This window comes from Photobacterium minamisatsumaniensis, from assembly GCF_050336695.1.
Lineage (GTDB): Bacteria > Pseudomonadota > Gammaproteobacteria > Enterobacterales > Vibrionaceae > Photobacterium > Photobacterium minamisatsumaniensis.
The window spans coordinates 1-12,542 of the sequence record NZ_JAKJSI010000051.1 but is presented as its reverse complement, the minus strand read 5'-3'; the positions used below and the strand labels follow the sequence as shown (position 1 = coordinate 12,542).

The window sequence follows — 12,542 nt, the reverse complement described above, 5'->3', positions numbered from 1 at the left end:
GATCGAACTATGAAGAGACAAAAGCGGGATCGTTTGGAACGCGCACAATCTCAAGGCTATAAGGCTGGTATTAATGGTCGTTCCAGTGAAGAATGTCCGTATCAAGCAACGGATGCCCGTACTAACTGGCTAGGCGGATGGCGAGACGCAAGAGAAGATCTGCAATCTGGCCTATTTAAATAACCTCCCTTCATATCACCCTTATTAAGCCCCTTTCAGGAGAAGGGGCTTTTTACTTTCTAGCATTTTTCATTTTGTTACTGGCAAAAGAAAAGGCTGCACAGGGCAGCCTTATTCGATAGCTTATCGCTAAGATTAGAACGTTGAAGTGTCTTTAAACAAGCCAACTTTAAGATCTTTAGCAACGTAAATTTCTTTACCATCAACTAGAACACGGCCATCTGCCACGCCCATAATAAGCTTGCGGTTAATTACACGCTTAAGCTGAATGTCGTAGGTTACTTTCTTCGCGTCAGGCAGGATCTGGCCAGTAAACTTCACTTCACCAACACCAAGTGCACGACCTTTACCTTCGCCACCTTGCCAACCTAGGAAGAAGCCAACAAGCTGCCACATTGCATCTAGGCCAAGACAGCCAGGCATTACAGGGTCACCTTTAAAGTGGCAGTCAAAGAACCATAGGTCAGGGTTAATATCCAGTTCAGCGTGGATGAAACCTTTGCCATGATCGCCACCTTCGTTAGTAATAGTAACGACGCGGTCAATCATGAGCATGTTGTCAGAAGGTAAGGATGGGAAATCGGGACCGTGAAGTTCGCCTTTACCACATGCAACTAGTTCATCGTAATTATAAGATTGCTGGCGTTTCATCAGACTTTAAAGCTCCTTAAAAAGTATGAAGGCAATTTAGCTTACACATGTAAGCTAAACAACTCGGATCAGTGCTGGACAAACCAGTTACGAATGCGCTGTAACCAGCTGACTTCGCTACTTAGTTCTCCATTATGAAAGAAATCTATACGCTGTGCTATTCGAGATAACAATGTTTCAGTTTCTTCATTTTCACTATCGAAAGGTTTTCCAGTGAGTAGAGGAAGGGCATCATCAACACTATCGACTGTCCATAAGTGGAATTGTCCGTCTTTGATCGCCTCTAACACGTCATCACTTAGGCACAAGTTAGTGAGGTTTGTCTTCGGTAGTATGACGCCTTGCTTGCCTGTAAGGCCACGGAAAGCACAGACCTTATAGAAGCCTTCGATTTTCTCATTGATCCCACCAACAGCTTGTACACGGCCAAATTGGTCAACAGCACCAGTCACAGCCACTTGTTGGTTAATGGGTTGAATCGCTAACGCAGAGACGAGGGCGCATAGCTCGGCTAATGAGGCACTATCACCATCAACTTCAGAGTATGATTGCTCGAATACGATAGAAGCTGAGTAAGGTAATGCCTGATCAAGGTTCAGTGCAGTGCTCAGGAAAGCTTGCATGATCATCATACCTTTGGCGTGGATATTACCGCCTAGCTCAGCTTTACGTTCAACGTCTGAGATATCGCCATCACCAAAGTGAACCACACATGAGATACGGGCTGGTTCGCCATATGCTTTTGGATGACCAGGTACTTCCACAACGGTAAGTCCGTTAACTTGACCAACTTGCTCGCCTTGGCAATCAATCAGCACCTGACCGTGGTGGATATCTTCAATGGCTCGCTCCGGTAGGTAAGACTCACGGTATTCACGCGCTTTAATTGAGTTTTTAATATCTCCAGCCGTTACTGCATTACCCTGTGACTCAATTGCTGCTTCGCATAATAAGCTTTGATGCCACAATGGGCACAATGGTACGCGTGTTTGATCTTCTGCGTATCGAGCGCCCGTTTTTAATACCATTTCAAGGGCATCGGCATCGGCTAGCTGTGGGAGCGATGCCTTAGTAATAATGGCTTTAAGGTAAGACAGGTAGAGAGGTAGGTTCGTGTCATCAATAATTAAATCCTGCTCAAACTCACCATACATGGTAAAGCCTGATGAAATATCAGGTTCAGCATGTTCTAGCTCGCCCATTAAGTAACGATCACCAATGATGACTAGTTTGATATTGAGCTGTTCAGCGGCAGGTAGAGGGTATAACGTTTTATTAGACGCCGCTTGCCACTCTAATGAGCCATTCATTAACACTGACTTTAAACGTGGCCACAGGCTAGGGTTACTAAGAATCGCGGTCACAGAAAGCACAAGGTAGCCATTGTTAGCCTGATGCACTAAACCATGTTTAACCTGAGGTTTTGTAATATGCTTTTCTTCAATAGGCGGGAACACGGTGCCGAATAGGTTTTGTTCGGTTACATTTTCACCTGCCACGATAACTTGTGGTTCGCCATTTGTGGCTGAGTGCTTTGACAGGAGCTCAATGACATAGTCACGGTATACTTTGTTATCAGGGGCTGTGATCCGTAGAACGCGTGGCTGGAGTTCTACAGCAGTAAACCGGCGTACAGCATCCGAAAGGCGATCTTGTAATGTACCAATGATTGCGGGAGAGAGATCGTCATATTGGGAAAGGATGGCTCGGTATTTCGAGTAATCTGGTGTCATTGTACGCCAGGTTTCTTCATGCATGGGCTTCAGCTTTATTCTGTTAGTGTGAAAAAGACAGCAGTATAAAGGAATCAATAGCTGCATAATAGGCAAATAGTGATGATAATTGCACGATTTGCTGATGCAATGAGATCTGCTTATAAACAATTGTTTAAATAGCAAATGTCAATTGAGGTTTATCTTCGTTACAGTTACACTGTCACTACTAAGTTTAGACTTATCGAGAATATCTGACACTATGAAATATCAGCAGCTTGAAAATTTGGAAGCCGGTTGGAAATGGAATTATTTAGTAAAAAAATGGAAGGAAGGTGAAGCTATCACCTGTTATGTCGATACGAGTGAAGCTGAAGCTGCTGTCAGCGATCTTTTAGCGCTTGAGCATGAACCAACGCGTGTGCTGAAGTGGATTAACAAGCACATGTCAGAAGAGCTCGATAAGAAGTTAAAGCAAGCTATTCGCGCTAAGCGAAAGCGCCACTTTAACGCAGAGCAAGTGCATACGAGGAAAAAATCGATCGATTTAGATTTCCGTGTATGGGAAAAGCTGGCTGAAAAATCGAGAGAACTTGATTGTACGCTTTCTGACACCATTGAATATTTACTCAGTGAATCGACAAAAACTGAGGTAGCAAGCCGAAAGGTTCTCGACATCAAGAATGATCTTCATGAATTACTCGATATTGATTAATTTTGCTTAGGCTCATTTAATCAACAGCACAAAAGTTGTTCCTGATATAGGATTAAAAATAAACGCTTAAAGGAGTAGCGGATGGAATACCTGATTGTTCTAGCTATTATTGTTTTTTTTCTTGTCTTTAAAGACCGTCCGATCATGGTGTTGACCTTTGAAGAGGGTAAATTAACGAATTCTAAAGGGGATATACCGAATGGTTTCTTGATGGGTTGTAAAGATATTGCCCATAAACAACCATTCTCTGGAAAGATTAAAGTCTATAAGAATCGCTTTGCAACGAAGTTGGTCTTTTCAAAATCCGTACCAGGTAAAGTAAAACAACGTATTCATAACGTGTTTCCTCATGCTGGTGGCGCAAAAAAGCGCGGTAAACGTGCTTAGGTAGTATTACTTTTTATTAAGTCTGCAAATAAAAGCTTCTTAGGAAGCTTTTTTTATCTCTGGAGTTTTTATGTTAACACCACATGCATTTCGTTTAACTCGAGGTGCTGATCTTAAATTGGCTATTGCTGGCTATGTTAGTGAAAACAATATTCAAGCCGGGTCTTTGCTTAGCACGGTAGGCTGCCTTTCTATTGCCGTTATACGGTTAGCTAATGAATCTCAGTTATTAACGCTAGATGGGCCTTTAGAGATACTTTCTTTATCTGGCACGTTAACACCGAACCATGTACATCTGCATATTGCAGTAGCAGACTCTCTTGGGAAGGTTTATGGCGGACATCTAGTGGAAGGCTCAATTGTGTCTTATACCGCTGAAGTGTGTTTAGCCTCATACCAAAACTTGGTCTTCAGCCGAGAACATGATGAAGATACAGGGTTTACAGAGTTAGAGGTTGAGCAAATAAAACGGACATAGTGATATACGTATATAGCCAATCAAGTCTCGAGAAAGGTAGAACGTAAGCGACAGTGAAGGTACCCGAAGAATGGATGCAAACTCCGGGTAAATAGAGGCGTAAATTATCTTAATTTTTTATGGCATCAACGAGTTCTTTTTGACTGGAAAAGTAATGCTGTACTTTGGCTTTTAGCCTGAGAAGTTCTTCTTCTGCCTGAATACGTTTATTATGTTCTTCCTCTAACTTATCCCCAAGTTCAACGGCAAGGTATCCTCCCTTAATTAACGCTTTTGTTGTCACGGAAGTACCTGTAAGAGATTTAAGATCGTCAATCATGTAGCCGTGTTTTTCGATGTTCCTGATTGTAATTGCCATATAATGAAAATAAATAACAAAAGAAAGCATTATGATGTTTTTTTCTTTACTGTCAATCTTATTGATTGCATTCTTCCGGAGGGTGTAATTTGGCAACTTTCTTTTTTGATAGCATTTCTGTTTATATTTATTGTTTAACACTTAATGCTGGTCGTTTAATTTCTAGTCACCGTTATCGTAAGTAAGCAGATTTGATACCTATATCTAAGCAATTAAGTACAAATAGTTGTAAGCAAGATAAAGCACGTATTAGAATGTATTATTAAAGATGGTATCAATAGTGCAAGGAATGAAAACTTGAGCTTTCAAGGAAGGCAGCTAAAGCAGTATGTCGATAATGGCTTTACTGAGGATAAAATAGTCTCTGGCGAGCGAGCCATGAAATTACTTAATCATGGTTGTGATGTAACCTTGAGCGTTAAAACGCCACTAGGGAGTCGCTATAGAATAGAAACAACATTCATTGGTTCTAATAGCCAGAACATCCTTTTTTTTGAACTACCAAGTGTGCTTCATGTTGATATATCAAACTACTTTGAAGCTGGGTTTAGGGTCTCTATCAAAGCGATTTCTGATCGTGGTGAAGGGGCTGTTATTCATTTCCAAACATTTGTGCATGATGTTGTAAGTAAGCCATTTCGATTACTCGCCGTTGCGATGCCACATAACGCGCATCTGCTTCCGTTAAGAAATGAACCTCGATTTGACGTGATGCTAAAGGCGGCTGTGCTTTCCAGCTCTCGAGATATAGTTGTTAATTTGACAGATATTTCAGCAAATGGCTGCGGTTTTACGTCGGATTATAATGGGCCATCTTTTTCGCAGGGAACAAAACTGAACCTTCTCATAAACAAGCCAAACTCAAGCGAGTCGTATCAACTTTCTGGTTTAATAATGAATAACCAAAAGAGAGGGGCGACAAAGCAATACGGTTTGCAATTTGATATTGCTGGTACAGAGAAAGCTAAACTCCTAATGGCTCAGCTTATCTTTGATGGCTCTCAATTGTCGTTCAAAAAAACGCAGGCTAGTTGATAACGGTACTCGATGAGACTTTTTCTAAGCAACGTTGAAGTTTATGTATCGATAAAGGTTTAACGATGTAATCATTTGGTTTGTGTGAAATGACGCGTTTTACCGTTTCTATTTCACTGTCACCAGTGACAATAACGACGGGAAGATCTTCATACTGTTGGCGTATGTACTCAAGCACCTCAATCCCATCGAGTGGAGTCACTAAATTAAGATCAAGAAACACACAGTCAACATCGTTTTTAAGCAGAATAGTGTAGGCACTTTGGGCAGAAGGAGCGTACAGTAGTTTTTGTGGTTTTGCACACTTTCGTAGTAGCTGAGCCAGTATGTTGGCCATCATTTTATTATCTTCAATGATGAGAAATTTTTTCATGTAATTCTAATTCCTTTACTCGCGGCAATCATTCTTTGTCTGATCAATTACTGCGTACATCCATGTCTTTTATACTAGAGAAAAAAAGCATGCCTATAATATGCAGTCTGCTGTTCTGTGTTCAAGATCATGTTTTATTTACAATATTACTAATAACCAGCATTTCTGATGCATTATAACTTTTAATTTGTACTTCAATAAACTACTTTGTTTCCGTACATTTTACCGATTATGTCCTGCAAAATATTGACGAAAAAACAAAGCAATAAGAGCAATTAACCAAATGATAAGGGGTTTTGGCTCATTTACTTCTACTATTACATCTTCTGGTTGTGGAAAATCATCAATTAGGCTGGTGGGTGATAGGTTAGTGTTGTCATTATTTATTGTTTGGATATTCGTGATTTCACTAATATCTGGGAGGGTTGATTGTGCTGGTGGTAAAGTATTACTGCTATGGCTGAATGTCGAGCTAGTTTGAGGTGAAGGGGATGTGCTTTGCGTCGGTTTATTTCCTGATGGTCGGCTAGGGCGGTTAATACTTTTCTTCGATATCGAATTCATAACAGTTACCCCAGATTTCACTGAAAGAATAAGCTCATCAAAATTAATCGGGTATTCTGATTCATTTTCACCTTTGGCATTATTTGGATAGATCTTGTTGAAAATGACAGAGTCACTACTTGAGGTTGATGAGTCTGTATGAAGATTACCTAATGTTGTTAGGTATGGAAGGGAAGTGAGCTGGCTGATTTCTTTGTTTGATTCAAAATAACTTATAAATTTCTTAGGCTTCTTCTTGTCGAATTTAGCTAATAAAAGGCTCGACTCCTGCTTTCCCTGACGTTGAATATAAATGAACGATGGTTTTCCTCTCGTAGGCGATGAACTAGACTGTTCATTTTCTTGTATACTTTGAAATTCTACTTTCTGTTTAGTGTTGGGGCTCGCGACTGCAAAAGTTGTGCAAGTAAGGAGTATGAGCAAACGTTTTTTGTATAAACAAATCATATGCCATCCTCCTTGTAGCTCTTCGTATTTTGCAGGTGACTATTAGGTATGCAAGATAGAGGCCAGCGGTTGTTTCTGATTTCAACAAAGGGGGAAAGTATCAATAATACGCCCCCTAAAATGTTACACTGTCATGGTTATAACCTTTTGCCGGCTAACACACTATTCAAGTGTAAAACCTTATTATCTTTAGTGATGAAGATTCCACGCTGATCTGAAATAAAGATAGCGTCATTATTAACGGTGTTAATAAAAAAGCTTTTCGTTGTAAGGTGTTGGTTTTGTGCGGCGGTGTTTTGTTCCTTGCTAACTACCAGGTAATGAGAGCCATAACGCAGAAAATAGCCATGATACTGTTTAGAAATAATAATATTATCATCATTATTGTAGGCAAAAAATTGCATCTTCAGGCGGCCACGAGTGAATGCTATTTTTAACTTTTCATGGCCAATAGCTTCGTARTTGGTGGTGAATTCATACTCTTCCTTTGTTGAATACGACGATGCTAAACCTATTAATAAGGCAGTGATTATTCCAAGAAAGATTCCCAATAGGGCTTTTATAAACTGATTAGTCACTGCAATCACCTTGTTCGATACTATCAGTAATATCGTTAAAGCCTTTGGTATCAAAGGTAAATAGCTGATAGTTTTTACATAATCCACCAAGAGGATAAGCAATTATCTTAACGTTTTGGTTTGGGAGTTCATTAATTGTATTAACGACGAATGGAGGTAGAGACAAGCCATCAGTGTAAACACGATGGTTACCTACTTTTTCAACTTCAACAAATAAAGCTGATTGATACAGTGTGAAAAGTGTAATGAAGAAAAATATTATAGTGACACTGTGACTTAGTAGTGGTCGTGTAATCGCACTTTTACTTTTGAAGATTGAGCTCTTTTCTTTTACTTCCTCGTTACGGCGTAACTCCTGTTCTGGAGAAGTATTTTCATCTGAAATAGTAGGTGAACTTATAGAACAAAACTCACTTGGGGTACGTAACAAATAACCTTTTTTAGGTTCTGTGACTATAATGTCATCGGCGCCGAGCTCACTAAAAGCGGTTCGAATGTGTTTTATAGCTACAGTGAGAGAACTATTCGTAACGACTTTACCTGCCCAACAGTGTTCAAGTAATTTATCTCGGCTGATAGCTTGGTTAGGGGTGCTTGCTAGTAATGAAACGACTAAACATTCTGATTGAGATAACTTTACGGAATGCCCGTCTTTTATTCTAGTGATTGTTTGGTGTTGCGGATCAACAATAAAATGTTCGAGTGTAATTGGAGTCATTAAGTCTAAGTCACACATAAGTCTTTGTCTTTAAAGTGCATAACAAAAAGGGATTCTAAGTTAATGGCTGCCGATAGGCAATAATGAAGTAAATAAATACGTTGGTAAGGCCATCTCTGAATAGAGCGGCCTTGTTAACTAAACTAGATATTGAGTTTATAACCCAGATACATGATTGTGTAAGAAGCATTTCCTGACTTAACGGCTTCAAGTTCTTGAGCAATTTCTTCTGCATGTTCTTCGTCTTTTGCTTGAATGACGATAGAGTACGTTGGAAGTTTTAAATCACCTTCAAGCTGTTGAATGTCTAAATAAGCAGAGGTGACTGTACCGATAGCATTCCAGCTAACCACTTTTTGTAAATCAAGACCTAAGATTTGATCGACTAACAATTTCTGCTGGGGTGCTTTCCAAGTAAGTTCAAGCACATAATTATTGTGAACTATTTCTTTATCTAGCCATTTTGCACCAAGTTTATGTACTTGACTAACACTCACTACATTATTTTCAAAAAATGGAAGTGGTTCAAGACGCTTCAGTACCTGATCTGCTGAATCGGCTTCCATAACAAAGTAGATAATCGGAAATTGTTTATCATTGACAGTTGAGTGCCTAACATATAGATCGTGAATAACGCCTTCTTCAACTAAACGCGAAAAAGCGGCTCGTTGAGCATTCATTCCTTCAAATATGACCTGATCATCATCAGTTTTCCATTCAAGGTTTACACTATATGCAGCGCTATGCGCGAAAGTAGTTGTCATCAGTAACCCTAATGACAATGTTAGAAGCTTTATAAATTTAAACATCTTCCAATCCTTAAATAGTTGGTTGAACCTGTTTTAAGACGAAGGATAGCTTGAGAGGGGAATTTGAACTGAACAGTGCTGAATGGATAGATAACATGGTGTCTTCTTAAATTATTGACCGTTCTATCATTATAGAACGGCCTTAAAACCATGTGGGTATTATTAAAGATTCAGCTTATAGCCTAAATACATAATCGAGTAGGATGCATTACCGGATTTTACAGCTTCAAGTTCTTGAGCAAATTCATCTGCTTGAGTTTCATCTTTTGCTTGGATAGCGATAGAGTATGTTGGCCGCTTTAAATTCCCATCAAATTGTTGAATATCTAAATAAGCAGATGTGACAACACCGGTCGCATTCCAATTGACTACTTTTTGTAAATCAAGACCGAGGATCTGATCGACTAGCAATTGCTGTTGCGGCTTTATCCAAGTAAGTTCAAGTGCATAATTATTTTGAATAATTTCTTTATCTAACCACTTGGTGCCAATACTGCGTACTTGATTAACACTTACAACATTATTTTCAAAGAACGGGAGTGGTTCAAGGCGCTTCAATACCTGATCTGCTGAATCGGCTTCCATAACAAAATTGATAATGGGAAACTGTTTATCGTTCACAGTTGAGTGTCTAACATACAAGTCATGAATGATGCCTTCTTTAACTAAGTTCGAGAACGCAGCTCGTTGGGCATTCATACCTTCATATATGATTTGATCGTCATCTGTTTTCCATTCAAGACTTACTCCGTAAGCGGCACTATAAGCATTAGTGGCCGTCATCAATAACCCTAGTGATAGTGTTAGGCATTTTATAGCTTTTCTCATCTTCATTTCAGCACTCCTTATTAGTTTCGAATTACTTCATATAATGCTGGGTAGTTTTCAACACCACTTACGCGAAGGGGGGCTACGTTTGTTTTCATACCCATAATTGCCGCTTTGAAATAGTCTTCTGATTCCCATTTTGCAACATTGATGTACTGAAACTGGCTATCTGGCTGTATTGTGCGGTGTAAGCTTGTTGATATGTATCCAGGCTGAGTTTGAAGGTAGTCTCTTGCTTCTTCCCAATATTTGAGGACCGTATCGCTGTGCTCTTCAGGTACAACGAAAGGATTAATTAGGGTGACTTCTGCTGTTGTAGGTGCAGCAAAAACCGCTAACAAAAAGGCTGACAGAACTTTGTTAGTCATTGTGTATTCCTTGTTTTATTGTTGTGACGAAAACTATCACAACCGTAAAAAAGAAAACGGAGTTAGATAATTAATTAATATTAATTATCTAACTCCGCTCTTAAGTGGTTGATAAAAAAGGGTTAGTTAATTCTATTAATGGCAATAAAAGGATGTTGCCTATTGCTAGCGCACTATAAGTTTGTGTATTTACAGATAAATATAATGTGCACCGTGGTGATTAAGCGTGAAAGAAATAATCAGCTTTGAATCGTGACGTTGATGGAAAGAGCTAGTTGTACATTTCAATGAGGCGATTTTAGATCGTAAGAGAGGTTAAGTGTGTAGGTTGGTATTGCTCCTATGGGATGTGTGACTAGTCCGAATAGAACAAGCAGGGAGGGAATGGTTAGTGACGCTGTAACTAGATATTTAAAGGGGGGGAGTTGAACGGTAGATAACCGTGAGAGTTATGATGTACTTTACGGCAATACAGACAGTAAGAGAATTTAAAGCGGCCTATAAATGACCGCTTTTGAGCTAAGGAAAGTAGCTGTTGAATAAATTCCTTTGGTGAACTTTTACTTACTTTTTCGTAGGCTTAATATGCGGGTTATACTACCATCTTTGTCTATAAACTGGTGCTTCAATGCCGCTAGTATATGTAGAGCAAGCGCAGCAATTATTATATTTATTGATTGCACGTGAATAAAGTTACCAAGGCTGCTCAACCATTCTATTTTTTCAGTTGCTGGAATTAGTACAACACCAAAAACGTCAGTCGCTCTATCACCACCAATATTCATCATTAATCCCGAAATTGGCATTGCTATGGTTGCGAGTAGTAATAAAAAATGGATAACTTTGGAAAGAATCTCTTGCCATTTTTTTAATTTAGATACGCTCGATATTTGACCTTCTTTAAGACGCCAAAATATTCTAGCTGTGGCTATAAATAAGACAATGATGCCTAAAGACTTATGTGTTCCAAGTAGTTCAAATTTTTCTGGACCTCTTGGTAAGTCTTCAATGTAAAGCCCTAACCCTAAAACCGCTAGAAACAATAGGCCTGTTACCCAATGAAAAAGGATGGTTGCTTTTGACAAATTCGTACTCATGTAGATAGCCCTATTTGGTTATGGATTTGTGGTAATTTTTGTTGAATATTCGAGGTGAATGACGGCAAATTGTTAGTCATTACGTGCCCCTTGTTTGATTGTTGTRGCGAAAACTACCATAACCCAAAACAATAAAACGGGATGAGATGATTAATTAATATTAATTATCTCACTTGTGACTTAAATGATTGATAAATATAAAATTGAAAGCTCCGTCTGCTCAGCTTCTAACCGATTAAACAGCTCGATTGGTAGGTGTTAGGATATCAATCGAGGTGACTACTAGGGCTAAAAGTTCTATCAAAACTATAGACTACTTACTCAGGTTACATCATCTAAGAGCTCACCAACTGGGCATCTAAACAAGTAAGGTTGACCTTTTTACACCTTAAGTAATTAGAGTAAATCATTTTATTTATGAAGATCTTGTTTTTTATAGCCTGAAGCTATTATGAAAAAAGTTAATAGAAAGAAAGCTAAGGATAACCCCAGTAAAGAGAGTAAAATCTCATGAATGATTAGAAAGAAAATACTCGTATGTATGAGGGTAATCAATAATGCAATAAGTAAGAGATGTTTATTGGGGCTTTCTTGGGAGAAAATGGCGTATTGTCTGATCATTAATAATTTAAAGTGTCATAGTGGTAAGTAAGATATTGATTGATAAAATTAGTTTTACGTAAAGTTCATCAATAAAAAATATTATTGATGAACCATGTAATTATGGATAGGTCATTTGATGACATTTTGATTATAAGAATGAATATAGAACTTTTCTTTATTCGCTTGCTCGACATGACCATAAAGCGATGGTGCACCATCGTGTGGTGATGCTTTCATTGTTGATAAATCAACCCTTACGAGTGGAGTTTCACCATGCCTGCTGAATTCGTCACGCTGTCACATTTTAATAGAACTAGTTTAGCAAACGGTAGCCGTAGCCACGATGATTTGCGACAGTGTGTGGCCTGTGGCGAGTCAGGCTCTCAACTTGGCAGCACCGTATCGAAAATACAGGCTAGGGGGCTTGTGTGGAAGAGTTCATTAAGCTGTTTAAAGAATTGGGGTTACTACACCTCCAACTTTGATAAGCGATCCTGTAACGTTTTATTCGCGCGCTCAACATGGCCTTTGGCCTGTGAACTATTAGCACAGATGAGCTCGATGTGTAGATCATTGAGTACACGACCAAACTGGGTTAACCGCGGTGTTTCTGCATCACGTTTACTGACATGGAATATCGC

16 protein-coding genes and 1 pseudogene are annotated in these 12,542 nt (G+C 39.1%); 5 read left to right on the top strand and 12 right to left on the bottom strand.

Features of this window, described 5'->3' with window-relative positions; translation table 11 throughout:
• The first annotated feature begins 9 nt into the window (after positions 1-9).
• A complete protein-coding gene (rmf, locus tag L4D78_RS23820) occupies positions 10-183 on the top strand; it encodes a ribosome modulation factor (RefSeq protein WP_428460711.1) in 174 nt (57 codons plus the stop codon).
• Positions 184-315: 132 nt separating this feature from the next.
• Here rmf and fabA read toward each other — a convergent pair whose 3' ends face one another.
• Positions 316-831: a bifunctional 3-hydroxydecanoyl-ACP dehydratase/trans-2-decenoyl-ACP isomerase gene (gene fabA, locus L4D78_RS23815; protein ID WP_428469236.1), complete on the bottom strand. Its 516-nt coding sequence runs from the start codon at positions 829-831 to the stop codon at positions 316-318.
• 68 nt (positions 832-899) lie between these two features.
• Positions 900-2,588 (bottom strand): AAA family ATPase, encoded by a 1,689-nt coding sequence (locus L4D78_RS23810; protein ID WP_428469235.1) that lies wholly within the window; start codon positions 2,586-2,588, stop codon positions 900-902.
• Between the two features lie 217 nt (positions 2,589-2,805).
• Between L4D78_RS23810 and matP the strand changes: the two genes are divergently transcribed.
• The 3 genes from matP (at position 2,806) to L4D78_RS23795 (ending at position 4,123) form a co-directional block, all read left to right on the top strand.
• On the top strand, positions 2,806-3,258 hold the full coding sequence (matP, locus tag L4D78_RS23805) for a macrodomain Ter protein MatP (protein WP_428469234.1): 453 nt from the start codon (positions 2,806-2,808) through the stop codon (positions 3,256-3,258).
• A gap of 81 nt (positions 3,259-3,339) precedes the next feature.
• Complete coding sequence (locus L4D78_RS23800) at positions 3,340-3,645, top strand: DUF3634 family protein (protein WP_428469233.1); 306 nt, start codon at positions 3,340-3,342, stop codon at positions 3,643-3,645.
• Between the two features lie 70 nt (positions 3,646-3,715).
• A complete protein-coding gene (locus L4D78_RS23795) occupies positions 3,716-4,123 on the top strand; it encodes a PPC domain-containing DNA-binding protein (protein WP_428469232.1) in 408 nt (135 codons plus the stop codon).
• Positions 4,124-4,232: 109 nt separating this feature from the next.
• On the opposite strand, the gene L4D78_RS23790 is transcribed toward L4D78_RS23795, so the two are convergent.
• Positions 4,233-4,622, bottom strand: coding sequence for a hypothetical protein (locus L4D78_RS23790; RefSeq protein ID WP_428469231.1), 390 nt, complete (start codon positions 4,620-4,622; stop codon positions 4,233-4,235).
• 156 nt (positions 4,623-4,778) lie between these two features.
• On the opposite strand from L4D78_RS23790, the gene L4D78_RS23785 reads away from it, so the two are divergent.
• Positions 4,779-5,516 (top strand): PilZ domain-containing protein, encoded by a 738-nt coding sequence (locus L4D78_RS23785; RefSeq protein WP_428469230.1) that lies wholly within the window; start codon positions 4,779-4,781, stop codon positions 5,514-5,516.
• On the opposite strand, the gene L4D78_RS23780 is transcribed toward L4D78_RS23785, so the two are convergent.
• The 9 genes and pseudogenes from L4D78_RS23780 to L4D78_RS23740 all read right to left on the bottom strand — a co-directional run.
• Complete coding sequence (locus tag L4D78_RS23780; RefSeq protein ID WP_428469229.1) at positions 5,509-5,889, bottom strand: response regulator; 381 nt, start codon at positions 5,887-5,889, stop codon at positions 5,509-5,511. The genes L4D78_RS23785 and L4D78_RS23780 overlap by 8 nt on opposite strands.
• A 222-nt stretch (positions 5,890-6,111) precedes the next feature.
• Entirely contained in the window at positions 6,112-6,900 is a 789-nt protein-coding gene (locus L4D78_RS23775; protein ID WP_428469228.1) for a hypothetical protein, read from the bottom strand.
• Positions 6,901-7,037: 137 nt separating this feature from the next.
• A complete protein-coding gene (locus tag L4D78_RS23770) occupies positions 7,038-7,478 on the bottom strand; it encodes a hypothetical protein (RefSeq protein WP_428469227.1) in 441 nt (146 codons plus the stop codon).
• The gene (locus L4D78_RS23765) at positions 7,471-8,214 is read right to left on the bottom strand and encodes a winged helix-turn-helix domain-containing protein (RefSeq protein ID WP_428469226.1); all 744 of its coding nucleotides are present in this window, start codon (positions 8,212-8,214) and stop codon (positions 7,471-7,473) included. Before L4D78_RS23765 ends, L4D78_RS23770 begins: the two co-directional genes overlap by 8 nt.
• Before the next feature lie 125 nt (positions 8,215-8,339).
• Positions 8,340-9,005 (bottom strand): hypothetical protein, encoded by a 666-nt coding sequence (locus tag L4D78_RS23760; RefSeq protein WP_428469225.1) that lies wholly within the window; start codon positions 9,003-9,005, stop codon positions 8,340-8,342.
• 162 nt (positions 9,006-9,167) lie between these two features.
• Complete coding sequence (locus L4D78_RS23755) at positions 9,168-9,839, bottom strand: hypothetical protein (protein ID WP_428469224.1); 672 nt, start codon at positions 9,837-9,839, stop codon at positions 9,168-9,170.
• A gap of 14 nt (positions 9,840-9,853) precedes the next feature.
• A complete protein-coding gene (locus L4D78_RS23750) occupies positions 9,854-10,201 on the bottom strand; it encodes an antibiotic biosynthesis monooxygenase family protein (RefSeq protein ID WP_428469223.1) in 348 nt (115 codons plus the stop codon).
• Positions 10,202-10,761: 560 nt separating this feature from the next.
• Positions 10,762-11,298, bottom strand: a complete 537-nt coding sequence (locus tag L4D78_RS23745; protein WP_428469222.1) for a cytochrome b — start codon at positions 11,296-11,298, stop codon at positions 10,762-10,764.
• Positions 11,299-12,380: 1,082 nt separating this feature from the next.
• Positions 12,381-12,542 (bottom strand): annotated as a pseudogene (locus L4D78_RS23740) (ISNCY family transposase); the annotation flags it as partial.